This window comes from Ruegeria sp. AB8 (assembly GCF_056542605.1).
Genome location: NZ_JBQGAB010000016.1, coordinates 14,731 through 39,396 on the forward strand (window position 1 = coordinate 14,731; position 24,666 = coordinate 39,396).

The 24,666-nt window shown below is 57.3% G+C and carries 22 protein-coding genes and 2 tRNA genes; 8 read left to right on the forward strand and 16 right to left on the reverse strand.

What is annotated here, in order from left to right:
- Window positions 1-99: 99 nt before the first annotated feature.
- From ACR0CG_RS16470 to ACR0CG_RS16520, 11 genes are all read right to left on the reverse strand, one after another.
- On the reverse strand, window positions 100-897 hold the full coding sequence (locus tag ACR0CG_RS16470; protein WP_170616650.1) for a carbohydrate ABC transporter permease: 798 nt from the start codon (window positions 895-897) through the stop codon (window positions 100-102).
- The gene (locus ACR0CG_RS16475) at window positions 894-1,757 is read right to left on the reverse strand and encodes a carbohydrate ABC transporter permease (RefSeq protein ID WP_170677640.1); all 864 of its coding nucleotides are present in this window, start codon (window positions 1,755-1,757) and stop codon (window positions 894-896) included. Before ACR0CG_RS16475 ends, ACR0CG_RS16470 begins: the two co-directional genes overlap by 4 nt.
- Window positions 1,754-2,830 carry an ABC transporter ATP-binding protein gene (locus ACR0CG_RS16480; protein WP_480526325.1) on the reverse strand — a complete coding sequence of 359 codons (1,077 nt, stop codon included), beginning with the start codon at window positions 2,828-2,830 and terminating at the stop codon, window positions 1,754-1,756. Before ACR0CG_RS16480 ends, ACR0CG_RS16475 begins: the two co-directional genes overlap by 4 nt.
- A gap of 1 nt (window position 2,831) precedes the next feature.
- On the reverse strand, window positions 2,832-3,881 hold the full coding sequence (locus ACR0CG_RS16485) for an ABC transporter ATP-binding protein (RefSeq protein WP_480526326.1): 1,050 nt from the start codon (window positions 3,879-3,881) through the stop codon (window positions 2,832-2,834).
- Between the two features lie 62 nt (window positions 3,882-3,943).
- The gene (locus ACR0CG_RS16490; RefSeq protein WP_170806074.1) at window positions 3,944-5,683 is read right to left on the reverse strand and encodes an ABC transporter substrate-binding protein; all 1,740 of its coding nucleotides are present in this window, start codon (window positions 5,681-5,683) and stop codon (window positions 3,944-3,946) included.
- Between the two features lie 296 nt (window positions 5,684-5,979).
- Window positions 5,980-6,054: transfer RNA gene (locus tag ACR0CG_RS16495), tRNA-Glu, on the reverse strand.
- A 22-nt stretch (window positions 6,055-6,076) separates the two neighbouring features.
- A tRNA-Glu gene (locus ACR0CG_RS16500) sits at window positions 6,077-6,151 on the reverse strand.
- Between the two features lie 109 nt (window positions 6,152-6,260).
- Window positions 6,261-8,003, reverse strand: coding sequence for a single-stranded-DNA-specific exonuclease RecJ (gene recJ / locus ACR0CG_RS16505; protein WP_480526328.1), 1,743 nt, complete (start codon window positions 8,001-8,003; stop codon window positions 6,261-6,263).
- 93 nt (window positions 8,004-8,096) lie between these two features.
- The gene (gene glpX / locus ACR0CG_RS16510) at window positions 8,097-9,080 is read right to left on the reverse strand and encodes a class II fructose-bisphosphatase (protein ID WP_170616638.1); all 984 of its coding nucleotides are present in this window, start codon (window positions 9,078-9,080) and stop codon (window positions 8,097-8,099) included.
- Window positions 9,081-9,150: 70 nt separating this feature from the next.
- Entirely contained in the window at window positions 9,151-10,437 is a 1,287-nt protein-coding gene (locus ACR0CG_RS16515; RefSeq protein ID WP_480526330.1) for a homoserine dehydrogenase, read from the reverse strand.
- Between the two features lie 124 nt (window positions 10,438-10,561).
- Window positions 10,562-10,810, reverse strand: a complete 249-nt coding sequence (locus tag ACR0CG_RS16520) for a hypothetical protein (protein ID WP_480526332.1) — start codon at window positions 10,808-10,810, stop codon at window positions 10,562-10,564.
- Window positions 10,811-10,910: 100 nt separating this feature from the next.
- Here ACR0CG_RS16520 and ACR0CG_RS16525 point away from each other — a divergent pair, with 100 nt between their 5' ends.
- Complete coding sequence (locus tag ACR0CG_RS16525) at window positions 10,911-11,498, forward strand: TetR/AcrR family transcriptional regulator (protein WP_170616632.1); 588 nt, start codon at window positions 10,911-10,913, stop codon at window positions 11,496-11,498.
- 15 nt (window positions 11,499-11,513) lie between these two features.
- On the opposite strand, the gene ACR0CG_RS16530 is transcribed toward ACR0CG_RS16525, so the two are convergent.
- The gene (locus ACR0CG_RS16530; RefSeq protein ID WP_170806078.1) at window positions 11,514-12,425 is read right to left on the reverse strand and encodes a pirin family protein; all 912 of its coding nucleotides are present in this window, start codon (window positions 12,423-12,425) and stop codon (window positions 11,514-11,516) included.
- A gap of 159 nt (window positions 12,426-12,584) precedes the next feature.
- Between ACR0CG_RS16530 and ACR0CG_RS16535 the strand changes: the two genes are divergently transcribed.
- Entirely contained in the window at window positions 12,585-13,055 is a 471-nt protein-coding gene (locus ACR0CG_RS16535) for a hypothetical protein (RefSeq protein ID WP_480526334.1), read from the forward strand.
- Between the two features lies 1 nt (window position 13,056).
- On the opposite strand, the gene ACR0CG_RS16540 is transcribed toward ACR0CG_RS16535, so the two are convergent.
- Genes ACR0CG_RS16540 through ACR0CG_RS16550 form a run of 3 tightly spaced genes read right to left on the reverse strand, consistent with a single transcriptional unit; the run spans window position 13,057 to window position 15,792 of the window.
- Window positions 13,057-13,611, reverse strand: coding sequence for a pilus assembly protein (locus ACR0CG_RS16540; protein ID WP_170616626.1), 555 nt, complete (start codon window positions 13,609-13,611; stop codon window positions 13,057-13,059).
- A 13-nt stretch (window positions 13,612-13,624) separates the two neighbouring features.
- Window positions 13,625-14,158: a TadE/TadG family type IV pilus assembly protein gene (locus ACR0CG_RS16545; RefSeq protein ID WP_480526336.1), complete on the reverse strand. Its 534-nt coding sequence runs from the start codon at window positions 14,156-14,158 to the stop codon at window positions 13,625-13,627.
- Window positions 14,155-15,792, reverse strand: a complete 1,638-nt coding sequence (locus ACR0CG_RS16550) for a Tad domain-containing protein (RefSeq protein WP_480526338.1) — start codon at window positions 15,790-15,792, stop codon at window positions 14,155-14,157. Before ACR0CG_RS16550 ends, ACR0CG_RS16545 begins: the two co-directional genes overlap by 4 nt.
- Window positions 15,793-16,122: 330 nt before the next feature.
- On the opposite strand from ACR0CG_RS16550, the gene ACR0CG_RS16555 reads away from it, so the two are divergent.
- The 4 genes from ACR0CG_RS16555 (at window position 16,123) to rpoD (ending at window position 22,117) form a co-directional block, all read left to right on the forward strand.
- Entirely contained in the window at window positions 16,123-17,553 is a 1,431-nt protein-coding gene (locus ACR0CG_RS16555; RefSeq protein ID WP_170806083.1) for a Glu/Leu/Phe/Val family dehydrogenase, read from the forward strand.
- Between the two features lie 136 nt (window positions 17,554-17,689).
- Window positions 17,690-17,986, forward strand: a complete 297-nt coding sequence (locus ACR0CG_RS16560) for a hypothetical protein (RefSeq protein ID WP_170616618.1) — start codon at window positions 17,690-17,692, stop codon at window positions 17,984-17,986.
- 78 nt (window positions 17,987-18,064) lie between these two features.
- Window positions 18,065-20,014 (forward strand): DNA primase, encoded by a 1,950-nt coding sequence (dnaG, locus tag ACR0CG_RS16565; protein WP_480526341.1) that lies wholly within the window; start codon window positions 18,065-18,067, stop codon window positions 20,012-20,014.
- 114 nt (window positions 20,015-20,128) lie between these two features.
- Window positions 20,129-22,117: an RNA polymerase sigma factor RpoD gene (rpoD, locus tag ACR0CG_RS16570; RefSeq protein WP_480526343.1), complete on the forward strand. Its 1,989-nt coding sequence runs from the start codon at window positions 20,129-20,131 to the stop codon at window positions 22,115-22,117.
- 185 nt (window positions 22,118-22,302) lie between these two features.
- Here the strand turns inward: rpoD and ACR0CG_RS16575 are convergent, their stop codons facing one another.
- The gene (locus ACR0CG_RS16575) at window positions 22,303-23,325 is read right to left on the reverse strand and encodes a helix-turn-helix domain-containing protein (protein ID WP_480526344.1); all 1,023 of its coding nucleotides are present in this window, start codon (window positions 23,323-23,325) and stop codon (window positions 22,303-22,305) included.
- Between the two features lie 447 nt (window positions 23,326-23,772).
- On the opposite strand from ACR0CG_RS16575, the gene ACR0CG_RS16580 reads away from it, so the two are divergent.
- Window positions 23,773-24,171: a hypothetical protein gene (locus tag ACR0CG_RS16580; protein ID WP_480441964.1), complete on the forward strand. Its 399-nt coding sequence runs from the start codon at window positions 23,773-23,775 to the stop codon at window positions 24,169-24,171.
- Between the two features lie 18 nt (window positions 24,172-24,189).
- Window positions 24,190-24,603 (forward strand): secondary thiamine-phosphate synthase enzyme YjbQ, encoded by a 414-nt coding sequence (locus tag ACR0CG_RS16585; RefSeq protein WP_480526468.1) that lies wholly within the window; start codon window positions 24,190-24,192, stop codon window positions 24,601-24,603.
- Window positions 24,604-24,666: the final 63 nt, after the last annotated feature.

Consider the following 24,666-nt stretch of genomic DNA (forward strand, 5'->3'; position numbering starts at 1 on the left):
CCTCTTGCTGGCCGACATTGCCCCAACCGGCTTGCGCCTGTGCAAGGGCCGACGACGGCAGGAAGGGAAGGGTGAGAAGAAGTTTACGCATATCGAACCTCACACACGACCCATCGCGAAACCGCGCGCGATGTAGTTGCGGACAAACCAGATGACGATGGCACCGGGGATGATTGTAAGCGTCCCGGCTGCCGCCAGCAGGCCCAGTTCATACCCGGCACTTGAGGCAGTGCGCGTCATCACGGCGGCGATGGGTTTGGCCTCGACCGCAGTCAGGGTCTTGGCCAGCAGCATTTCAACCCACGAGAACATGAAGCAGAAGAACGCAGCAACGCCCACGCCTGCCTTGATGTTGGGCAGAAAGATCGTGACGAAAAAGCGCGGGAAGGAATAGCCGTCGACATAAGCGGTCTCATCCAGCTCTTTCGGGATGCCGCGCATGAACCCTTCCAGAATCCACACGGCCAGCGGCACGTTGAATAGCGTATGCGCCAGCGCCACGGCCAGGTGCGTATCGAACAGACCGATCGAGGAGTAGAGCTGGAAGAACGGCAGCGCAAAGACCGCAGCCGGTGCCATCCGGTTGGTCAGCAGCCAGAAAAACAACTGCTTGTCGCCCAGAAAGCGATAGCGCGAAAAAGCATAAGCGGCTGGCAGGGCAACGCAGACCGAAAGCACTGTGTTCAGAGTCACATAAGTGATCGAGTTGATGTAGCCCCAGTACCATGTCGGATCGGTGAAGATGGTGATGTAATTCTCCAGCGTAAAGGTCTGGGGAAACAGGGAAAAGCCCGACAGGATCTCGTTCGTGGTCTTGAAGGACATTGCCACCAGCCAGTAGATCGGCAGCATCAGGAACGCGATATAAAGGATCGGGATGATGGACCGCTTCTTCATTGCGCGTCATCCTTTGTCATCAGAGTGTAGAAGACCCAAGAGACCAGTAGCGTGATGGCGAAATAGATCAGGCTCATCGCGGCCGCAGGGCCAAGGTCGAACTGTCCCAGCGCGATTTTCACAAGGTCGATCGACAGCAGGGTGGTTGAGTTGCCGGGGCCGCCACCAGTCAGAACGAACGGTTCGGTGTAGATGTTGAAACTGTCCATGAAGCGCAGCAGCACGGCGATGGTCAGGACGGTTTTCATCTTGGGCAGCTGGATATAACGGAACACAGACCAGGGGCTGGCGCCGTCGATCTTCGCAGCTTGATAGTAGGCGTCCGGGATCGACACCAAACCCGCGTAGCACAGCAGAACCACCAGCGAGGTCCAGTGCCAGACATCCATGACGATGACAGTGATCCAGGCCGATAGCGGCTGTTGCGTCATGTCATAGTTGATGCCCAGAACGTCATTCAGAAAATACCCCAGCAGACCGATCTTTGGCAGGGTGAAGATGTTCCACATCGACCCGACCACGTTCCAAGGGATCAGCATCGGAAGGGCCATCAGCACCAGGCAGACCGGCACCCAGAACCCCTTGCGTGGCATCGACAGGGCCACGATGATGCCCAGCGGAACCTCGATCAGCAGGATCAGCGCGGTGAACAGGAATTGCCGTCCAAGCGCGGCCTGAAACCGGTCGGACCGCAGGATTTGTTCAAACCAACCAAGGCCTTCCCAGAAGAACTGGTTGTTGCCGAATGTTTCCTGCACCGAGTAGTTGACCACCGTCATCATCGGAACCAGCGCGTTGAACGCGACCAGCGCCAGCACCGGAAGGACAAAGAACCAAGCCTTTTGATTTTCCGTTCTCATTGCGCCCGCTCCTGAGTTGCGATCCAGCCGTCGCGATAGACGCGGGATTGTTCGGGTTTGAATTGCAGGAAAACCTGTGACCCGGGTTCGGGCACACTATGTTCGGTCACCGCCTTTAGGGCAGTATTGCCGACCATCGCACTGATCACATAGTGACGGCCGATGTCGGCGACTTTCGTTACGTGCGCGGGAATGCCGGTGTCGCCAAAGCCAACATACTCGGGCCGGATACCCAGATCGGTGCGGCCCCCATCACCATGAGTTGGGCCTTCCAGCATAACCTCGTGGCCTTCAAAGATAGCTCGGTCGCCTTTCGCCTCGCAGGGCAGGACATTCATGCCGGGTGAGCCAATGAAGTGGCCGACGAATGTGTGCTGAGGACGCTCGAACAGTTCAACCGGGGTACCGATCTGAACCACTTCGCCTTCCTGCATCACTACGACCTCATCGGCGAAAGTCAGCGCCTCGGTCTGGTCGTGAGTCACGTAGATCATCGTCGCTTTGACGCGCTGGTGCAGTTCTTTCAGCTTTGACCGCAGCTTCCATTTCAGATGCGGATCGATCACGGTCAGGGGCTCGTCGAACATCACCGCATTCACGTCGTCGCGAACCAGCCCGCGGCCCATCGAAATCTTCTGCTTGTTGTCCGGGCTCAGGCCTGAGGCCTTGGTGCCGAGCATATTCGTGACGTCCAGCATTTCGGCAATCTCATCGACGCGTCGCTTAATCGTGGCGGCATCGACGCCCCGATTCTTCAGAGGGAAGGCCAGGTTCTCTCCCACGGTCATCGTGTCGTAGATCACCGGGAACTGGAACACCTGCGCGATGTTGCGCTGATCAGGGGGCAGGGCGGTCACGTCGCGGTCGTCGAACAAAATCTGCCCCTCGGACGGCGTCAGAAGGCCCGAGATAATGTTCAGCAACGTAGACTTGCCGCAGCCTGACGGACCGAGCAGCGCGTAGGCTCCGCCATCGCGCCATGTCACGTCAATTTCCTTCAGCGCATAGTCTTCCGGGCCTTTCGGCGCGGGCATATAGCTGTGTCGAAGGTTTGAAAGTTTGATCTGTGCCATGTCAGGCTACCCTTTTGCCGTCTTGGCCGAAATACCGGCAATGGGCCGGGTTCATGTAGAAACTGTGATCCTCGCCCACCCGATAAGGGTGCACACCGGCGGCCAGCGAAACCCAAGCGTCGTTCCCATGTTGGAAATGCGCGCTGGAATCCGAGCCCGACAGCTCTGTCACGATCACGCGCCCGGTCAGTTCCACATCCGCGTCTGTGGTGCGGAACGGGGTCACACGGTGCGGGCGCACGGCGACCATGTAATCTCCGTCGGCAATGTCAGTGACCGGCCAGCCGCCACCGCCCGCCAGATGTGCCTGGGCACCGGAAACCGAAATGCGCGCCACATTGATCGGCGGGTCCGAGAAGACACGCGCCGCGGCGATGTTTTCCGGGTTGCGATAGATGTCGGCGGTCGGCCCAAACTGGGTCACGCGGCCGTCTTCCATCAGGGCGGTGTAGCCGCCCAGCAGCAACGCCTCTTCGGGTTCCGAGGTGGCATAGACCACGACCGCACCGCGCCCTGCAAACAGGTCGGGCAGCTGCTCGCGCAATTCTTCGCGCAACTTGTAGTCCAGGTTTGCCAGCGGTTCGTCGAGGAAGACGGCGCGGCTTTCTTTCGCAATGGCACGCGCCAGTGCGGTCCGTTGTTGTTGTCCACCCGACAACTCATGTGGGCGGCGGTGCAGCATCGGGCGCAGCTGCAGCAGGTCGGCCGCTTCTTCAACGCGGCCTTCGATTTCGCTTTTCGCCATACCCGCCACGCGCAGCGGCGAGGCGATGTTGTCGAAAACGGTCATATGCGGATAGTTCACGAAGAACTGGTGCACCAGGCTGATCTGACGTTTCTGTGTATTCAGTCGCGTGACATCCTGCCCATCCATCAGGACCCTGCCCGAGGCGATCGGGTCCAGCCCGGCCATCATCTTGATCAGAGAGGTCTTGCCCGAGCCGGTTGCACCCAACAGTACATTGAAGTGGCCTGTATGAAGGGTCAGGTTTGTGGATTTGATATGGATGACGTTGCCGACCCGTTTGGTGGCATGTTGAAGTTCGATCATCTGGGAAACTCGCGGGGCATTTTAGGGTAGGCCGGGCTTGAGCCCGACCTACGATGTTGCTGTTACTGGGACTGCCAGCGCTTAACCAGTTCGTCATAGTTGACGGTCTGGCCCTGCGGCTTTTCGTTCTCCAGCTTGGCCTTGGGCGAACCCGCTTTTTCCAGCCAGAAGGACGCATCCTGCGGCTCGTTCAAGCGCGGGCCGCAGCCACCGTAGACACCGGCGCTTTCATCCGCGGCCTGCATACGGGCCATGGTGATGTCCATCTCTTCAGCCAGACGGTCCATCGCCTCTTGTGGGGTGAAGGCGCCCGAGTTCACGTCACCGATTTGCTGCCACCAGATCTGGGCCAGCTTCGGATAATCCGGAACGTTGATGCCGGTCGGCGACCATGCCACACGGTCAGGCGAGCGGTAGAACTCGACCAAACCACCCAGCTTGGGTGCGCGCTCGGTGAACGACTCGTGGTTAACCGAGCTGTCGCGGATGAAAGTCAGACCCACATGGGACTTCTTCACATCGACAGTCTTGGAGGTCACGAACTGGGCATAGAGCCACGCTGCCTGAGCACGATCCTCGGGGGTCGACTTCAGGAAAGTCCAGGAACCCACGTCCTGATACCCAACCTTCTGGCCTTCTTCCCAGTAGGGGCCATGCGGGCTGGGCGCCATCCGCCACAGCGGTGTGCCTTCGTCATCCACCGTGTTGTTGCCTTCGGACTTCGGTTTCACCATGTCGGCGGTGAAGGCGGTGTACCAGAAGATCTGCTGGGCCACGTTGCCCTGGCTCAGCGCCGGCAGCGACTGGTAGAAGTCATAGGACGCCGCACCCGGAGGCGCATAGTTGCGCAGCCATTCGTCCCATTTGCGGATCGCGTAGACCGCAGCCGGACCGTTGGCAGCACCACCGCGCGACACCGAAGCGCCAACTGGGTTACAGGTGCCCGCTTCCATGCGGATGCCCCATTCGTCGACCGGAATACCGTTGGGCTCACCGACGTCGCCTGCGCCCGCCATCGACAGCCAGGCGTCTGTCATACGCCAGCCCAAGTCAGGCGCGCGTTTGCCGTAGTCCATGTGGCCGTAGATCGCGACGCCATCGACTTCTTTTACGTCGTTGGTGAAGAATTCGGCGATGTCTTCGTAGGCCGACCAGTTGACCGGAACACCCAGGTCATAGCCGTACTTTTCCTTGAACGCAGCCTTGTTGGCTTCATCGTCGAACCAGTCTTTGCGGAACCAATAAAGGTTCGCGAACTGCTGGTCGGGCAGCTGATACAGCTTGCCATCCGGACCGGTGGTAAACTGAATGCCCATGAAGTCATCCAGATCCAGCGTCGGCGAGGTTGTCGCCGCCCAGTCGCCGCCCATCATGTCGGTCAGCGGATAGGCCAGTTGCAAGCGGGAATGGGTGCCGATCAGGTCACTGTCGTTGACGTAGCCGTCATAGAGGTTCCGGCCGGTCTGCATCTGAGTCTGAACGGCCTGAACCACTTCGCCTTCACCAAGGATCTGGTGATTGACCTTGATGCCGGTGATCTCTTCGAACGCCTTGGTCAGAACCTCGGATTCATACGAGTGAGTGGGGATGCCTTCAGACAGGACGTTGATTTCCATGCCCGCGTAAGGCTGTGCAGCTTCGATGAACCACTGCATTTCAGCCATCTGTTCGTCTTTCGACAGGGTCGATGGCTGGAATTCGTCGTCGATCCAGCGTTGTGCTGCGGCTTCGTCGGCCCAAGCAGGACCGTGCCCCGCAATGACGGCAGCCGCCGCCACTGCGGAAAGTAGATGTCTCCGCATCTGTCTCCTCCCAAAAATTTATGGTTCTCCGGTGGGAACCGGATGTCAGATACCATCAGCGATTTTTCGCGCGCCTGTCAAACTAATTTTTTAGTAAATGAAATTGCAGATGCGTAACTCGTTGTTTTTATTATATTGAAAGAGGAATTCGGGAGGGGTCACGGCAAGGATTGCTGACTTCGCCGGAATCGGGAAAGAGCACTCAAAGTCCGGAGAACAACTGACCTAACCTCAAGTAAACCAGCGACCAGGCGCCAGATATTTGGTTCTGAAACTTTGATTTAGGAAAGTGCAAATGGCAGCCCGTAGGGGAATCGAACCCCTCTTTCCAGGTTGAAAACCTGGCGTCCTAACCGATAGACGAACGGGCCACTTGGTCCAGTCAAGCACAAGTGGCAGCCCGTAGGGGAATCGAACCCCTCTTTCCAGGTTGAAAACCTGGCGTCCTAACCGATAGACGAACGGGCCACGCTGGCTTGTGGAGGGCCTTTTACGGTTTACGTCCCACCCCCGCAAGCCGAAAAACGCAGGGATGTGAAACTTTTTTGGCGGTGCTTTCAGGGTCAGGAAACAGCCTTCAATTTACCTCGGCAGCATCCTCAAGCCGAAGCTGAACGTTTTGACGTCCGCCCCATGTGTTGACCTCAAGTCGGCCCGCGAAATGTAAGCGGGCTCCTCCGTGATTCAACAGCTTCTCGCCCATGGGGCCGTCGAACGCACCAAATGCAATGGCGTCCAGGCCGCCGTTCAACCCATCGGACAATGAAAGCTTGAGGTGCGTCTCGCCAACGCGTTTGGCAAACCGCACCTGAAGCTCAGGCAGGGCATAACGCGGAGCAGGGGCGCTGGCGCCGAACGGACCGGCCTTTTCGATCTGTTCGATCAGCTCGACCGAGGCCGCTCCGGGCATCAACGCACCGTCCAGCTTCAGATCCGCCGGGCCGCCCTGACCGGCCCCCTGTTTGGCCAGCAATTCACTCAACCGTTCCATCGCCGCGTCCAGTTTATCGCGCATGACCGTCAGACCCGCCGCCATCTTGTGGCCACCGCCCTTGACCAGCAGACCCTCGGCGGCAAGCTTCTGGATCGAAGCACCCAGATCGATGCCCGATATGGATCGACCAGACCCTTTGCCCTCATCCCCGTCAAAGCCGATGACAATGGCAGGGCGGTTCGCCATTTCCTTAAGGCGAGAGGCAACGATACCCACGACGCCGGGGTGCCAGCCTTCACCCGCTGCCCAGACCAGCGGCGCATCCAGACCGCGTTCTTCCGCCTGATCAAGCGCAGCGGCACGCACCGCGTTTTCAATATCACGCCGTTCGGTGTTCAACTCATCCAACCGCTGCGCCAAAGCCTCGGCTTCAGCTGTCGATTCCGTGCTCAGCAGGCGGGCACCCAGATCGGCCTGACCAATGCGACCACCGGCGTTGACACGAGGCCCCAGCAGAAAACCAAGATGATAGGAATTGGGCGCCGCGTCCATGCGGGACACATCCGACAGTGCAACAAGCCCGGGGCGTTGACGTCTGGCCATGACCTTGAGTCCCTGACGAACAAGGGCCCGGTTGGCACCGATCAAAGGTGCTACATCCGCAACCGTCGCCAGGGCGACCAGATCCAGCATCGACATCAGGTCCGGACCTTTGATACCGGCGTCGCGCAATTGCCGCCCGGCCTCGACCAGCATCAGGAAAACGACACCCGCCGCGCAAAGATACCCCAGATCGCCACTTTCATCCTGCCGGTTCGGGTTCACGATCGCGGCGCAGTCGGGCAGGGTCTCTCCGCCAAGGTGGTGGTCCAGAACGATCACATCCGCGCCGTTGGCTGCCGCGATGGGCTCATGGCTCAGCGTTCCGCAATCGACACAAATGATCAGGTCGTGTTCAGCAGCCAGCGTCTGCATGGCAGGAACATTTGGCCCATAGCCTTCGTCGATGCGGTCCGGGACATAAAGCGTGGCGCTGATCCCCATCTGTCGCAACCAGACCAGCAACAATGCGGCCGAACTTCCGCCGTCCACATCGTAATCCGCGAACACGGCGATCCGTTGCCGCGCCCTGACGGCCTGTAAGAACCGCGTTGCTGCCTTCTCCATATCCAGCATCGAACGCGGGTCCGGCAGCAGTTCTTTCAGCTTGGGCTCAAGAAATCCTGCTGCTTCCATCGCTGGCACGCCGCGCCGTGCCAGCACCTGACAGACAGCGCGGGGCAACCCGGCCTGCTGCACCAGCATTTCTGTTGCCCGCTCGATGTCCGGCGTAGGTCCGATCCAGCGGCGTCCGGTCAATGACTGCTCGACCCCAAGAAAGCTCATCCCATGCCCCTTATGCGCCAAGGCCGGACCCTCGCGGATCCGGCCTCTTCATCTTTTTACAAATACTCCCGCCGGAGGCAGCGGCGCAAGCCGCTATGCGTCGCTATGTGGCCACATCGGTGTGCGATAGGACATACGCCGCACCGAACCGGTTTTCGACCGCATCAGCAAAGTGGTCGTTTCAACCCAGCCCGGCTCGCGTTTGATACGCGGCAGCAGCGAGCCGCCGGTTACGCCGGTCGCAGCAAAAATCACGTCCGCCGTCACCATTTCGTCCCTCGCATAGACGCGATCCAAATCGGTAATACCTGCCTTGGCGGCGCGGCCGCGCTCGTCATCGTTGCGGAACAGCAGGCGGCCAAAGATCTGCCCGCCCATGCATTTCAGCGCAGCTGCTGCCAGAACGCCCTCGGGTGCGCCGCCCTGGCCCATATACATATCGATGCCGGTTTCTTCGCTTTCTGCGCAGTGCATGACACCGGCCACATCACCGTCAGTGATCAGCCGGATCGAGGCTCCGGTATCACGAACTTCGGCAATCATGGCCTCATGACGCGGGCGCTCCAGAATGCAGACGGTGATGTCCGCCGGATCACAGCCTTTGGCCTTTGCCAGCGCTTCGACGCGTTCCCGCGGGCTCATGTCCAGATTGACGACGCCTTCCGGGAACCCTGGGCCAATGGCCAGCTTATCCATGTATACGTCCGGGGCATGCAGCATCGACCCGCGCGGGCCCATTGCGATCACGGTCAGCGCGTTGGGCATGTCCTTGGCGGTCAGGGTCGTGCCCTCAAGCGGGTCCAGCGCAATGTCGACGCCGGGGCCGTTTCCAGTGCCGACTTCTTCGCCGATAAAAAGCATCGGCGCTTCGTCACGCTCACCTTCGCCGATCACGACGACACCTGCGATGTCCAACAGATTCAACTGCTCACGCATTGCGTTGACGGCGGCCTGATCGGCAGCCTTCTCATCGCCTCGTCCGACAAGCGAGGCGGATGCAAGCGCGGCCTGTTCAGCCACACGGGCAAGGCCCAAAGAAAGCATTCGGTCGTTGAAATCGGTCTTGGCAGCGTTCATGTGTCGGTATCCTTGGGTCAATAAAGGCGTTCTGTCCGGCATAGCCTGCGTCTGGCACAGGCCGCAAGGGTCAAACCTCTTCGACGCGCAGCGCGACAGGTTCCCCCGAAACCACGTCAGTGGACCTGAACCCCTCCAGCGCCACATCAAGTGTCGCGCGCGTGGTCTTGTGAGTTACAATCAGGACGGGTGCCGTGTTTTCAGAATGGGCATACTGGCGCATCCGGTCGATTGACACTCCGGCATCACCCAGAATGGCCGCAACTTTCGCCAGCGCACCGGGTTTGTCCAATAGGGCAAGGCGAAGGTAATAGGGCGCGGGCAATCCGGTTCGCGCAGGCGTAGCCTCTTGCAGCGTCGAGGCCGGTCGGCCGAATGTCGGAATATGAAATCCACGGGCCAGATCACAAACGTCACCCATGACAGCACTGGCAGTTGGGCCTTCACCGGCACCGGGACCGCGCAGAACAACTTGCTCGATCGAGTCACCCTCGATCACCACCATGTTGGTGCCGCCTTCCAGTTGCCCCAGAGGTGAGCCGCTTGGCACCAGGCAGGGCTGCATGCGCTGTTCCAGCCCGCGCCGGGTACGCTGTGCCACGCCCAGCAACTTGATCCGGTATCCCATGTCGTCCGCCTGATGAATGTCATCCAGGCTGATATGCTGAATACCCTCGATCTCGATCCCGTCGAAATTCGGCTTGGTTCCAAAGGCAATCGAGGACAGAAGCGCCAGTTTATGGGCCGCGTCAATGCCACCCACATCCAGGTTAGGGTCAGCTTCCAAATACCCCAGTTGGGCGCATTCTTCGAACAGCGCATTGTATCCCAATTCCTGGGACTGCATCCGGGTCAGAATGTAATTGCAGGTTCCGTTCATCACGCCCATGACACGGGTGATGTCGTTCCCGGCAAGCCCTTCGGTCAGGGACTTGATCACAGGGATGCCACCCGCGACGGCCGCCTCGAACCGGATGACACGGCCTGCAGCTTCGGCCTGCTCCGCCAGTTTCTGACCATGGACGGCCAGCAGCGCCTTGTTGGCGGTTACCACGTCTTTACCGGTTTCCAGCGCCGCCTCGACCGAAGCCAGAGCCGGGCCGTTTTCGCCCCCCATAAGCTCGACATAAACGTCAATGTCGTCTCGGCGGGCCAGCGCGACGGGATCACTTTCCCAAGCGTAGTCGGACAGGTTGACACCGCGATCCTTGCCGGAGTCCCGGGCGGAAACGGCCACGATTTCAATTGGCCTACCGGTCCGGGCTTGCAACAGATCCGCATGTTTGCGGACGATCCGAATCACACCCACGCCGACGGTCCCCAAGCCAGCAATTCCCAGCCGCAGCGCCTGTGTCATTCGGTGGATTCCTTTCCGCTCGTATTCGCCAGTCTGGATTTTTCATCCGTCAGGCGCTGCCTTAGCGGGTTCATGGGGACGGTGCAATGCGTCAGAGGACAGCGCGGCCAATGAAATCCGGCAATCAGTCGATTTCTGCGTTCTGAAGTGCCTGCGCTTTATTCGCCAGCGCTTCGGCACGCGCATTCAGGTCCTCTTCGACCTCGGCCGCTTCGCTTACGGGATCAACCGGTGGGCCCAACGCTTCGCTCAGTGGGATCAAGCGGGGAAACGTGGACTTGCGCACGGTTGGCGACTCGCTGCCTTCCAGTTCAGGAATGTCCGCGCATGCGGCGCAGACAAGCATCAAAAACAGCAGGGGCACGGGTTTCATGACAAGCCGGTTGTTGTTGCAGTCGCCATTGTGATGCACCTTTTGCCCGTTCGGTTCAAGCGGGGTTCTATTTGAACAAACGTTCAGATACTGTCGGCCTATGGCTCGTACCCAAGGTTCACACTCTGACATAACCGGCCCGCGGATCCGCAAGGCAGCGTTGGCTCTGTTCGCCCGACATGGGTATGCGGCGGTTTCAATGCGCCAGATCGCGTCCGAGGTCGGTGTGCAGGCCGGTGCTTTGTATAACTACACCCCAGACAAGCAAAGTCTGCTTTTCCGTCTGATGCGCGACCATATGCAGGAGCTTCTGTCGGCATATGAGGCACAGGACAAATCCGAAGATCCACGCGATGCCTTGCGCCGCTTTGTCGGATTTCACATTCGCTTTCACCTGGAACGCCCGGACGAGGTGTTCATAGCGTATATGGAGTTGCGAAACCTGACGCCCGAGAATTTCACGGAAATCGAAGATCTGCGCCGCAGGTACGAGGATTCACTGGAAGGTATTCTGCGTGACGGTCATGTCGCCGGCCTGTTCAAAGTACCCGACACCAGGATCGCAAGCTTTGCTGTGATCGCAATGCTGAATGGTGTGATGACCTGGTATCGGGCAGGCGGGAGGTTGTCACTGGATCAGGTCGAGCAGATCTACTGGGACATGGTATGTCGCGCCGTTGCGACGTGATCTGCCCGCCCGTCCTTAGTGGGCTGGCCGGATGAAGGTTCCGTTTCGAAGCTCTTCAAAGGCTTGTTTCAGCTCGGCCCGGGTGTTCATGACGATTGGCCCATGCCAGGCGACCGGTTCGTTGATCGGCGCACCGGAGATCAGCAGGAACCGAACTCCTTGCGGCCCCGCCTGTACCGTAATTTCGTCGCCAGACCCAAAGCGGACCAGCGTCCGGTTGCCTGACATGTCGCGAATGTTGACCTCTTGCCCCGCCACCTCTTTTTCCAGCAGAACGCCGGTGGGTTGTGACGCGTCGGCAAACGCGGCCTGACCATCGAAAACATAAGCGAAGGCCCGGCGATAAGTGTCTATGGGAAAAGTTTTTTTGACGCCTGCCGGGATGCGGATATCCAGGTATTGCGGATCAGCCGCAATGCCGTCGACAGGGCCGGTTTTCCCCCAGAACGTACCCACGATCACACGAACCGTGGTGCCGTCATCATCCGTGATCTCGGGGATTTCCCGGCTTTGAACGTCCTGATACCGGGGTGCAGTCATCTTCTGGTCAGAAGGCAGGTTCCCCCACAACTGAAAGCCGTGCATCTGACCACTGGTGTTTCCATGTGGCATTTCCTGATGCAATATCCCCGAACCTGCCGTCATCCATTGCACGTCACCGGCGCCAAGCGTTCCGGTGTTGCCCAGTGAATCCGAGTGTTCAACGGTCCCGGACAGAACATAAGTAATGGTCTCAATTCCACGATGCGGATGCCACGGAAACCCTGCTTCATAGTCTTGCGGGTTCTCATTCCTGAAATCGTCGAAAAGTAGAAATGGGTCGAGTTCGGACGGGTCCTGAAACCCGAAGGCACGATGCAAATGCACACCGGCGCCTTCCCGTGTTGGAACGGATTGTCTGGTTTCCAAAGTAGGCCTGAGGGACATTTTTGCCTCCTGATTTACATGACAATCATGTAATGTGTGCGCCTGCGCGGTCAATTGACAAAAACGCGCGCGGATTGTGCGACGCCGCGCAGGTCGGGACCCCCTGTCCATTATTTCGCAAAGCAGGTAAGGGAAGTCGAGGCAAACAAAGAGGGCCCCATGCAGGACGAAGTGCTGGCAACAGTTCAGGCATCATCACCCAGACGATGGGCAGGTGTAGGAATGCTGGGCACAGTTGGCGCAATTGTACTTTACGTCGCCTTAGCGGCACCACCTGCTTTGGGATGGCAGGTTTTCCTTTTCGTGATCGCGGGCGGGGCGTTCTGGCTGGCACATCGCATGTGGCATGCCACAACAGACCGTATCGAACTGACTCGAGCTGAGTTGCGCACCGGAGCGGGGCAGGTCATTGCCAATGTCGAAGATATTGAAACTGTTGATCGCGGCGTGTTTGCCTTCAAACCATCAAACGGGTTTCTTGTTCGCACGACCGGCAAGGGAAAAAACACCTGGGCGCCCGGCCTTTGGTGGCGATTGGGTCATCGCGTGGGAGTCGGCGGCATGACTGCCGCCGCCGAGACCAAGTTCATGTCCGAAATGTTGTCCGCGCTTCTGGCTGAAATGGATTGACCTAGACCGAGGCCGCAATTTCGTTGGTGAAACGCGGGCGAGTAAAGACAAAGTTTTCGAAAGTAACTCCGGTTGCGAATTTAAATCCCGTGTAAAAAATCGGAACATATTCATTTGACGTTTCAACCAGAATCAAAGTGTCTTGGTTGGGCATCGGCGGAAGCTGGGACCGAATTTCGTGAATGCTGTCATCTGTCCACTTGACGTCATAGCCGCGAGTCGACGACCACCGCACATAGTGGCGATCATCTTCTTCATCGAAAACAATCAGCGAAACACGCAAATTCATTTGCGAATTATTGTTGACCATCTTCTCCATCAATTCGTGCAGAGAATCTATGTAAACATCTGTAATAGTTTGAGTTTCACGAGAGATAAGATCGCTTACGGTAAATGCGGCCTTCAGATTTGACGCGCTTTGACGGAAGCCTTCGAACGCGACGAAGGTCATCGATACCGTCCAGAACAGTAGGGGAAAGACCATGATGGCCTCTACGGTAATAATACCACGTTCATCCCGCCGAAACGATTTCAGACACTTTGCCATTTTTGTCATGATCGACGTCATCTTACAAAGGTTCCTGTACGAAGGCTGTCGTAGCCGTTAGCGCATATTGACCGGTTTCATCCACGAGGGTTTTGCCGATTGTCGAGGTCGGAAACACCGGATCAATCCGCGCGCATGCCCGCAGGATCATCAATTCATTGGATTGACCATTGGTGAAGTTCAGAACAGGATCTACCTGTTCGGAGTTGTCCGTGCAGTCAGGTGTATCGGACAGCACGACCCCGTTGAAGGCACTCTGACGGATCATCTCTAGCCGAAGGTTGGAGGAGCAGTTTTTGATGAACTGAGCCCGTGAACAAATGGTGTCTTTTAGTTCGTCGTGCTGCGGATTATTCCCTGTTCCAAGTCGAATGTCGCGAACGGTCTGGTCAACAGCACGTTCCAACATACCCTGTTGTGTCGTCAATAATGTCAGTTCTGCGCCTGCTAGGATGAAAAACATGAACGCCGGAAAGATAATAGCGAATTCAATCGTGGCGTTTCCATCTTCAGACCCAAATAACCGGTGCATCAGCGGCAAAATACTCTGAGTCATTGTGTCAACCTCAGTTTGCGGATCGATGATGCGATCGAAGAAAAGGCGTCTTCAAGCGACAGTCCGCTCACGTCGTAGACATGGCTGTGCGAGCTAGCGCAGTCCCGAAGAACCCGATAGCCACTTCTTGGTGCTTCGAAGGCGATACCATATACGATAATGCCCTCGTCTTTTGCTGCGTCACAGATGTGTTTGGTGTGCTGGTTCTTGGCAGCGGTTTCTACTTTGGAGAACGCTGCAGAGTACCACTCAGCCCAGGCACTGGACTGCCAGTAGTAGTTGTAATTGGCGTTCCAAGCCAAAGACACACGGTTGAACAGTTGCGGGTATGTCAGGCGGAAAGCCGTACCTACCTCTTCGTTGTCGGCAGTTTCCGGCTCAGGGTTGCCGAACGGATGGTCTGCCCACTGGTCTTGCTGAGGCCAGAAAAAGTTCGGCTGTCCCTGCGAGTGATAAACGGTGTATTCTTCTGCTTCGGGGTTGTACCATACGTCCGACATACCTTCCCTCAGTGACGGATTCAGCATGTACTGATCGGTGTTCTTTCCATCGGTCATAACGATCACAATTTTCAGAACGTCCGAGTCATAGTTTGTCGGACGATTCGCAAACTTGGAAGGGACTATTGTCTTCGGCGCATATGCCGCATCCGTTTCAAGGGACAGATCGGAGACAATACCGCTCATGCCGGGATCAAGAAGCGCAACGCCCCATTTCATTCCAACATCAATCGACGTGTTTCCGCCGGGTGAAAGAAGTGCGATCTGGTCAAGCAATTTGCCCAGGTCATCCGTGACAGGTGTGATCGCGCTGCCGGCGCGGACAGGGCAAACAGGCAGAGTGATCGAACCCTCAGAATAAGTGAACGGGTCAAAATGCGCTGTCCGTTCCAGCCTGTCACCCCGCAGGAGATCGGAATCACTGTATTGCTCAGGGATAAAATTCACGCAGTGCGAATAGCTATGCTCCTGCGTGACATTCGTGAATTGGTCCAGCAGGGAAGCGCCCGCATTAACCTGCGTCGCATAGGGTATAAGCGAGATCGATATCTGGCTTTCACCTGGTTTGTCGAGCATCAGTTTAACGAAATCAGATGCTGCTTCTTTCAGAACATCGATTTTGCTGATCCCCGGGGTGGCCGAATTTTCGGACATTGAACCCGAAATATCGAGAACCAGCGAAATTTCAACGGCTCCGATTGATTCTTCAGCGGCGCTGGCTGCGGTCGCGGTCAAAGTTTTGATACCTGACAGGGCCATGAAATTTGTCGGTATCACTGCTTCGGCCGTCGCATAAACTCTTCGCGTACCAAAACTGTCTTGTACGTCGACGGTCTTGAGATTTTCCAAAAGCCCTGCCTTGTCGAGATAGGACTCAACAACGGTCTTCGGGCTTTCTTTCTGATCCAAATCGGCTGCGGCGAGAACGGCGCGGTCCAGAGTGGCCTGTAGTTTGGCTCTGTCGCGTTCATGGTTCATTAAATCGACGCCGACACCCGCTGCGGCCAACATTCCCAAAAAAACAAACAGCACAAAATATGAAAATGTACCGTCTTCATTTTCGACGAACTGCCGCAACGTGGAAGGTTTGCGTTTCTGCAAAATGCTACCGGCAATAAGCGAGAACTTTTTCATTTTGATGCCTCCGCTTCGCACATAACGTGTGCGACATAGGAAAATAAAATTGGGTTAAAGCTAGCTTTGAAACATGGCGTCAATTGGGCAAAAAAAGCCTGGTTTTGACCTTTTCGCCACTCAAGTGAGGATAATATAGGTATGCCAAAGGGTCTGTTTGTGTTTTGGCGACAATCTCCTGCAACTCGGCCAAACCAAACGACTCAGTAACAGTTGCGCATACGCCTTGAGGGCATTCTTATTAAAAAAGTGCAGTTGGGCGTTGCGGCTTTCCATGAAGGGTGCGACAAAAAGTCGTGACATATGTCAGTTTCCGGTACGGAGGAATTTATGACCGGCATTATTGAACCGAGCTTTCGTAAAAGTGTTGACCTGATGTTCAACAGGGCCGCGTCCCTGATGGATCTGCCGCCGGGACTTGAAGAGAAGATCCGGGTGTGCAACGCCACATATACCGTCCGTTTCGGTGTGCGCCTGCGCGGTGATATCCATACATTTACCGGATACAGGTCGGTCCATTCCGAACACATGGAGCCGGTCAAAGGCGGTATTCGCTATGCCATGGAAGTCAATCAGGACGAGGTCGAGGCGCTGGCTGCCTTGATGACGTACAAGTGCGCGCTGGTAGAGACGCCGTTCGGGGGCTCCAAAGGCGGCTTGTGTATTGACCCGCGTCAGTATGAGGAACACGAACTGGAACAGATCACCCGACGGTTTGCCTATGAACTGGCAAAACGCGACCTGATCAACCCATCGCAGAACGTGCCCGCCCCGGACATGGGAACCGGCGAGCGTGAGATGGCCTGGATGGCCGACCAATACGCGCGCATGAATACGACGGATATCAATGCGCGTGCTTGTGTGACGGGCAAGCCTCTCAACGCGGGTGGTATCGCGGGGCGCGTCGAGGCAACCGGTCGCGGAATTCAGTATGCGCTGCGTGAATTCTTCCGGCACCCGGACGACATCGAGAAGGCCGGCTTGTCCGGAAGTCTGGATGGCAAGCGCGTGATCGTTCAGGGGCTTGGAAACGTGGGCTATCACGCCGCAAAGTTCCTGAGCGAGGAAGATGGCGCGCGCGTTATCGGGATCATTGAGCGGGACGGTGCCCTGCACAATCCGGATGGCATCGACGTTGAATCGGTGCGGAACTGGATTGTGAAACATGGCGGCGTCAGCGGCTATCCGGATGCGGCGCATACCGCAGAGGGCGCTGCCGTCCTTGAGGCCGAATGTGACATTCTGATCCCGGCGGCACTGGAAGGTGTCATCAACCTTTCCAACGCAGAAAGGATCAAGGCGCCGTTGATTATCGAGGCCGCGAATGGTCCGGTGACTGCCGGTGCGGACGATATCCTTCGGAAAAAGGGCGTCGTTATCATTCCGGACATGTATGCCAACGCGGGCGGTGTGACCGTTTCGTATTTCGAATGGGTCAAGAACCTGAGCCATATCCGGTTTGGACGGATGCAGCGCCGTCAGGAGGAAGCCCGCCACGAACTGATTGTCAGCGAACTTGAGCGGCTGGACAGATATCTGGGCGATGCGTGGTCAATGTCCCCGAACTTCAAGTCCAAGTACCTCAGGGGCGCGGACGAACTGGAACTGGTCCGCTCGGGTCTGGATGACACGATGCGTATCGCCTATCAGTCGATGCGCGAGGTCTGGCACAGCCGCGATGATGTCGAAGACCTGCGGACTGCGGCATATATCGTCGCCATCGACAGAGTTGCCAAAAGCTATCGGGCCAAGGGCCTTTGATTCAGTAAGGCGATCCGGGTGCAAGGTAACCCGGGTCGCCTCCGATCATTTCAACGAATTCGGGAAATCGGTTGTGGCGGGCGCAATGGCGCACAGGTAAGTTGCCGCGAGTGAAACGAATCCCGGGGGACTTTCAATGTTGCGCATCGCCATCGCCGCCATTCTTTTGGCAACGCCTCTGGCCGCGGCTGAGACCAAAGAACAAAGCTGCAAGTATCAGGCCGACGTGGTGGCCGCTATTCAGAACGCCCGCCTGGATCGCGTCAAGGAACGCGATGTCGCGAAGGCGGTCGCTGACAGCGGCCCGACCTGGCCCGAAAACTACAATGCCGCGATTCCGTTGATCACCCCCTGGGTGTATGAGCAAAAGATGCGCGACGTTCGCAAAAAGGATCTGGGCGCGGCCTGGCTCGAGCTGTGTCTACAGCAATAATCCACAGCTGGCTCAATTCCTTGTGGATAAGCGCGCCATCCCCTTGGCGCGCGTTTTCATTTCTGGCAGGTTCGACACATGTCATTGCCCCCCGGTTTCCTGGATGAATTGCGCACCCGGCTAAGCCTGTCTCAGGTCGTCGGACGCAAAGTCATGTGGGATCAGCGCAAGTCCAATCAGGGCAAGGGCGACATGTGGGCGCCATGCCCGTTTCACCATGAAAAGACGGCATCGTTCCATGTCGATGACCAGAAGGGGTTCTACTACTGCTTCGGATGCCACGCCAAAGGCGACGCGATCAGCTTTGTGAAAGAGACCGAGAATGTCTCGTTCATCGAAGCAGTCGAGATTCTGGCGCGTGAGGCGGGTATGCCCATGCCGCAACGCGACCCGAAAGCACAGGAAAAACAGGATCGCCGCGCGCAACTGGCTGATGTGATGGAGCAGGCCGCCCAGTTTTTTCGCCTGCAACTCAAGACCGGGGCAGGTGGGGCTGCGCGGGAGTATCTGGCGCGTCGCGGGCTTAACGAACAGGCGTTGGACCGGTGGGAAATCGGCTTTGCCCCGGATGGCTGGCAAGCGCTGTGGGATCATCTGCGGGGCAAGAAAGTGGCCGAGGATCTGATCCTCGGGGCCGGGCTTGCCAAACCCTCGAACAAGAGCAAGAAGCCCTATGACACATTCCGCAACCGGATCATGTACCCGATCCGTGATCCGCGCGGGCGCTGCATTGCATTTGGTGGCCGCGCGATGGACCCCAATGACAACGCGAAGTACCTGAACTCGCCCGAGACGGAGTTGTTCGACAAAGGCCGAAGCCTTTACAATCAAGGCCCCGCACGACAGGCGGCCGGGAAGGGGCAGCCGCTGATCGTGGCCGAAGGCTACATGGATGTGATCGCCCTGGCCGAGGCTGGTTTTGAGGCGGCGGTTGCGCCGCTGGGAACCGCAATTACCGAACACCAGCTGCAGCTGCTGTGGCGTATTTCGGATGAACCGATCATTGCATTGGATGGCGACACGGCAGGCCTGCGGGCGGCGATGCGGGCCGTTGATCTGGCTTTGCCGCTTCTGGAAGCCGGCAAATCTCTGCGCTTTGCACTGATGCCCCAAGGCAAAGACCCCGACGATCTTTTGCGCGCCGAAGGGCCTGCGGCTGTGCAGACCGTGTTGGAAGGCGCCATACCCATGGTCAAGCTGCTGTGGCAGCGTGAGACCGAGGGTAAGGTTTTCGACAGCCCGGAGCGTAGAGCGGCTTTGGAGCGTGCTCTGAAGGACAGGACGGCGTTGATCCGAGATGCATCAATACGCTCTCATTATGAACGGGAAGTCAAAGACCTGTGCTGGCAGCTTTTCCGTCCGCAACGCCAACCGCAAAACCGCCAATGGCAGCCGGGCGGCAATTGGAAGCCACAAAAACAGCCTGCTTCGCCGGGCGCGCGCGCCTCGTTTCTGGCCTCGTCCGAGAATGCAGATATCCAGATGCGCGAAGCGGTCATTCTGGCCATCGCCATTCTGAACCCCAAGGTTGTCGTGCAGTTCGAACACCAGTTGGAAGAAATGGACTGCCACGATCCAGACCACTCGGCGCTGCGCGAGGTCATCCTGCGCCACGCAATTGATGACCCGGACAATCTGAAAGATCACATAGTGGGAATTTTGGGGGCCGAACCCCTTGAAAACCTTCTGGCCCTTCGCCATGTCGCAGTCATCCCCTGCGTGCACAAACCGGGCGACGTGGAAAAGGCCGAGATGACGCTGGCCGAGGAACTCGCAAAAATCAAAGCGCTCCGGGGGTTGGATGCCGAGATTGCCGAAGCTGCGGAGGAACTGTCCGAACTGGCAGATGAGGCGCTGACCTATCGGCTGGCGCAAGCCGCCGAAGAGCGCAACCGTACAAGCCGCAGCCAGAATGAGGACAGGGCCGTTTTTGACATCGCCGACAACGGCGCGCGGATCAACCGAGACGAGAAAGACGCGTTCGAGGCCATCATGTCCGGCATCAAATTCGAACGGAAACGCCGCTAAAGTGATGTTTTCGTAAGGCACTGGAAAAGAAAAACGGGTAAACGGGTGGCCGAATCACTTCTACGCGCTAATGATTCGGTTCAAACGAATCACCCATCCCTGCAGGAGCATTGAATGGCCGCCAAAGACACGTCCGAAGATCGCAAATCAGACGAGCAGGAACAGGAAATCTCGCTGGACATGAGCCAGGCCCAGGTCAAGAAGATGATCGCCGAGGCCCGCGAAAAAGGCTACATCACCTACGACCAGCTCAATCAGGTATTGCCGCCTGATCAGGTCAGTTCGGAGCAGATCGAAGACGTTATGTCGATGCTGTCCGAAATGGGCATCAACATCATCGAAGATGAAGAGGCCGAAGAAGAAGAGAACAAAGGTTCGACCGAGCTAACCACAACGGAAAGCAACCGTGAGGTTGCGCTTTCGGGTGCCGCGACCGAGAAACTGGATCGCACCGACGACCCCGTGCGCATGTATCTGCGCGAGATGGGCAGCGTCGAACTGCTGAGCCGGGAAGGTGAGATTGCAATCGCCAAGCGGATCGAAGCCGGCCGCAACACGATGATTGCTGGTCTGTGCGAAAGCCCGTTGACCTTCCAGGCCATCACCATCTGGCATGACGAACTTTTGTCCGAAGACATTCTGCTGCGCGACGTCATCGATCTGGAAACCACGTTCGGCAATCAGATGGACGAAGAAGGCGATGTCGAGGAACCGGTGGTGGACACGTCAGCGGTTCAGGCCGCCAAACCCGCCAAGGACACCGGGCCCGAGCTGGATGCGGATGGCAACCCAATCGCCACCGACGACGACGACGATGAAGACGAACAGGCCAACATGTCGCTGGCCGCGATGGAGACAGCGCTTAAAGAGCAGGTTCTGACCACGCTCGAGCGGATTTCGTCTGATTTCGCGATGCTGTCCGAAATGCAGGACAGCCGTATTTCTGCAACTTTGAATGAAGATAGATCTTTCACCGCCAAGGATGAAGAGACCTACCAGAAGTTACGGGCCGAGATCGTAGAGCTTGTGAATGGTCTGCACCTGCACAACAACCGGATCGATGCGCTGATCGACCAGCTTTACGGCATCAACCGCCGCGTCATGTCGCTGGACAGCTCGATGGTGAAACTGGCGGACCAGGCGCGTATCAACCGCCGTGAGTTTATTGATGAGTACCGTGGTCGCGAACTGGATCCGAACTGGTTGGCCGAGATGGCCGAAAAGCCGGGCCGGGGCTGGCAGATGTTCATCGAACGCTCGACCGACAAGGTCGAGGAACTGCGCAACGATATGGCTCAGGTCGGGCAATATGTCGGTCTGGACATCAGCGAATTCCGCCGCATCGTTCAGCAGGTTCAAAAGGGCGAGAAAGAGGCCCGTCAGGCAAAGAAGGAAATGGTCGAGGCCAACCTGCGCCTGGTGATCTCGATTGCCAAGAAGTACACGAACCGTGGCCTGCAATTCCTTGATCTTATTCAGGAAGGGAATATCGGCCTGATGAAGGCGGTCGACAAGTTCGAATACCGTCGCGGCTACAAGTTCTCGACTTATGCGACATGGTGGATCCGTCAGGCGATCACGCGTTCCATCGCGGACCAGGCCCGGACCATCCGTATTCCGGTTCACATGATCGAAACGATCAACAAGCTGGTTCGGACCGGTCGTCAGATGCTGCACGAGATCGGTCGCGAGCCGACGCCGGAAGAATTGGCCGAAAAGCTGCAGATGCCGCTGGAAAAGGTTCGCAAGGTGATGAAGATCGCCAAGGAACCGATCAGCCTCGAGACGCCGATCGGTGACGAGGAAGACAGCCAGTTGGGCGATTTCATCGAGGACAAGAATGCCGTGCTGCCGCTGGACAGCGCCATTCAGGAAAACCTCAAGGAAACGACCACCCGGGTTCTGGCTTCGCTTACCCCGCGTGAGGAACGCGTTCTGCGGATGCGCTTTGGCATTGGTATGAACACGGACCACACGCTGGAGGAGGTTGGCCAGCAGTTCAGCGTGACGCGCGAACGGATTCGCCAGATCGAGGCGAAAGCGCTGCGCAAGCTGAAGCATCCCAGCCGGTCAAGAAAACTGCGGTCCTTCCTGGATCAATAACTACAAAGGCGCCCCGATCGAGGCGCCTTTTTCTTTTCCTGGGGCGTTCACATCTTGTTGTCCTGTCTGAAAGTCAAATTGGCGAGAACTCACAAGAAGAGGGACAGCGGGATTTCTATATCCGTCTGGTCCACTCATGGGACGGGCCGGGGCGAGATGGTCTCATCGATGACCCCCGGCTACGCTCAAACGCGGTTCAGCGGGCGATCGACGCGGCCGCGAAATGTGGTCGGAGGCTGGCCGGTCCAACGTTTGAACGCCGTCGAAAACGCTGCCTGATCGGCATACCCCAGAGAATAAGAAATCTCGGACAGGTTCATCCCGTTTCGCAGAAAGGTCTGCGCAAGATCACATCGCAGGTCTTCAACGATGTTGCGATAGCTGGTCCCTTCATCGGCCAGCCTGCGGGCCAGTGTGCGAGGGCTAAGACCCAAATCGGCAGCTGCCTGATCTGCCTGGATAATGGTTCCGGGCAGGGACCGGGTGATCAGCCCTTCGACCCTTGCGCGTGTTTCTTGCCTTGGCGATTGCCGGTCGGCCAGCAAACGCTCGGCATAGTCAAGCAGATGGGCGCGCAGCGTAGGGTCGTAAGTTGGAATTGGAAGATCAAGCGAGGACAGCGACAGGACGATACACATCCGTTCGGCGCCGAAAACTACTGGAAACCCTCCTATTTTCTCATATTCCGACGCACGTTGACCGATTTCATGCTGAAAGCGCATCTCGACGGGGTGAAAATCTGACTGGGTCAGGGCGCGCAGTCGGGCTATGGCCGCAAATAGCAGGAACTCGGTGCGTCTGTGATAGCGGGAATAACTGGCGTCCTTCCAGTCGATTTCAAACACTGCCGAGTCGTCTGAAAGGCGCAGATTGAAAATCAGCGCAGGATCAATCATCCAGTGAAAGTAACACGTGTTTTCAACGGCTTGTCGTAAGTTTCGGGAGTATTTACTGATATAGGCCGTAAGAGTAGATGACTCATCAAATCGGATGCCTGCCCGGGCGGCAAAAGTGATGTCATTGACCGCATCGCAGGCATACCGGACAAACTGGGCCTCTTTTGTTGCATGGTAAGTGGTTGTCGGCGGGGCAATTCCAGCCCGACTGAGCCCGCTTTGCCGCAGGACGTGATCCGTCAGCGCAGATTGTCCGGTTTCTTCGTCCAGCGTCTTGGCCAATCGCTGAATGCGACAAATATCAACTTCCATGGCTCGGCGTAATCCATTCTCAAATCTGAAGCTGATCTTAATACCAAAGATCCGGCGCGCACCAACTTTTGTGGCGGAAGCCGAGTGCTGAGGGGCGGCTTTCGGTGCGATTGGCAAATTCACACAAGGATTTGACTGGTGTGCACATGACCGAGTTTTGACAATTCTTATGTACATATTGCTGTCGGGTCCGCGCCTTTTGGGGAAGAGGTCAGAGCCCAGAGAACCGGACTACCACCCCGGTTCAAAGGGTTCCCCGACACGCTGCACCCACAAGATCGTTTTCTTTTTATTGAGTTTTTTGGCTTGGCCGGAATATGCTTGGGCAGGTCCGGGGGCACCGGTTCACAGATTTTGACTGCGCGTCTGAATAGATCGTGAGGACCACTGTTCCGCCGATGCTGGCATACTAGTCTATGCGGCAGTCAGAAACAGGAAAGGTCGAAAATGATGAAACGGGTCATGACTTCAATGGTTCTTGCCACTGTGGCGATCTCCGCTCCGATGACAGCCGGGGCCGCGCCCAACGGGTTTCAGACGGTTGCCGTCAACAATTCGGTTTTTGAGGTGATCCCAAGAGCACGCCAGGATGTAGACGGTTATTGGTGCGCCGCGGCCGATTTCGCGCGTCGGACGCTTGGCGCCGGTTGGCAGCAAAGGGTGTATGTTGTTCGGGGTTATGGCCCAAGCGAGGCGACAGGTCGCCGAACGGCTGTTCAGTTTTCCCTGACACCACCGAAAAACGCACCTCAGCAAAGCAGTGTGTCACTTGGCTTTCAGGTTGGTGAAAGTATGTCGGTACAGGGCGCAAATGGACGGTGCAACCGCCGGCAGTTCATAAACTAGGTAATGGTAAGCAGAGCTTTGCAGGTCGAATTCACCATCTCAACACGCGGCGCCGGTCTCTATGAAATTACAGGCGACGTTTGCCGATGGATGAGTTCGGTTGCAGGCGACGGTTTGCTTACGCTGTTCGTCAGGCATACATCCTGCTCTCTGCTTATTCAGGAAAACGCGGATCCCGAGGTTCAGACCGATCTGCATGCGTTCTTTGAACGGCTCGTGCCTCCGTCGGATCATCCTTCGATGGCGTATTTGAGGCACACCTATGAAGGCCCCGACGATATGCCCGCACATATCAAGGCTGCCCTTTTGCCGGTTTCACTTTCCATACCTGTTGCGGCGGGGCGGCCTGTGCTTGGGACGTGGCAGGGGATCTATCTGTTCGAACATCGCACTGCACCGCATGTACGTCGGGTCGCTGCACATTTTGCATGACCCCTTTATATTGCGGTGATAAATTCCGACTACCCAAACCCTAGCGGCTGCCCTATAGTTGTG

Bases quoted from the DNA above. Each gene is read 5' to 3' on its own strand.
- ACR0CG_RS16470 (WP_170616650.1), bottom strand. From the start codon at position 897: ATGAAGAAGCGGTCCATCATCCCGATCCTTTATATCGCGTTCCTGATG.
- ACR0CG_RS16475 (WP_170677640.1), bottom strand. From the start codon at position 1,757: ATGAGAACGGAAAATCAAAAGGCTTGGTTCTTTGTCCTTCCGGTGCTG.
- ACR0CG_RS16480 (WP_480526325.1), bottom strand. From the start codon at position 2,830: ATGGCACAGATCAAACTTTCAAACCTTCGACACAGCTATATGCCCGCG.
- ACR0CG_RS16485 (WP_480526326.1), bottom strand. From the start codon at position 3,881: ATGATCGAACTTCAACATGCCACCAAACGGGTCGGCAACGTCATCCAT.
- ACR0CG_RS16490 (WP_170806074.1), bottom strand. From the start codon at position 5,683: ATGCGGAGACATCTACTTTCCGCAGTGGCGGCGGCTGCCGTCATTGCG.
- recJ (WP_480526328.1), bottom strand. From the start codon at position 8,003: ATGAGCTTTCTTGGGGTCGAGCAGTCATTGACCGGACGCCGCTGGATC.
- glpX (WP_170616638.1), bottom strand. From the start codon at position 9,080: ATGAACGCTGCCAAGACCGATTTCAACGACCGAATGCTTTCTTTGGGC.
- ACR0CG_RS16515 (WP_480526330.1), bottom strand. From the start codon at position 10,437: ATGACACAGGCGCTGCGGCTGGGAATTGCTGGCTTGGGGACCGTCGGC.
- ACR0CG_RS16520 (WP_480526332.1), bottom strand. From the start codon at position 10,810: ATGAAACCCGTGCCCCTGCTGTTTTTGATGCTTGTCTGCGCCGCATGC.
- ACR0CG_RS16525 (WP_170616632.1), top strand. From the start codon at position 10,911: ATGGCTCGTACCCAAGGTTCACACTCTGACATAACCGGCCCGCGGATC.
- ACR0CG_RS16530 (WP_170806078.1), bottom strand. From the start codon at position 12,425: ATGTCCCTCAGGCCTACTTTGGAAACCAGACAATCCGTTCCAACACGG.
- ACR0CG_RS16535 (WP_480526334.1), top strand. From the start codon at position 12,585: ATGCAGGACGAAGTGCTGGCAACAGTTCAGGCATCATCACCCAGACGA.
- ACR0CG_RS16540 (WP_170616626.1), bottom strand. From the start codon at position 13,611: ATGACAAAAATGGCAAAGTGTCTGAAATCGTTTCGGCGGGATGAACGT.
- ACR0CG_RS16545 (WP_480526336.1), bottom strand. From the start codon at position 14,158: ATGACTCAGAGTATTTTGCCGCTGATGCACCGGTTATTTGGGTCTGAA.
- ACR0CG_RS16550 (WP_480526338.1), bottom strand. From the start codon at position 15,792: ATGAAAAAGTTCTCGCTTATTGCCGGTAGCATTTTGCAGAAACGCAAA.
- ACR0CG_RS16555 (WP_170806083.1), top strand. From the start codon at position 16,123: ATGACCGGCATTATTGAACCGAGCTTTCGTAAAAGTGTTGACCTGATG.
- ACR0CG_RS16560 (WP_170616618.1), top strand. From the start codon at position 17,690: ATGTTGCGCATCGCCATCGCCGCCATTCTTTTGGCAACGCCTCTGGCC.
- dnaG (WP_480526341.1), top strand. From the start codon at position 18,065: ATGTCATTGCCCCCCGGTTTCCTGGATGAATTGCGCACCCGGCTAAGC.
- rpoD (WP_480526343.1), top strand. From the start codon at position 20,129: ATGGCCGCCAAAGACACGTCCGAAGATCGCAAATCAGACGAGCAGGAA.
- ACR0CG_RS16575 (WP_480526344.1), bottom strand. From the start codon at position 23,325: ATGGAAGTTGATATTTGTCGCATTCAGCGATTGGCCAAGACGCTGGAC.
- ACR0CG_RS16580 (WP_480441964.1), top strand. From the start codon at position 23,773: ATGATGAAACGGGTCATGACTTCAATGGTTCTTGCCACTGTGGCGATC.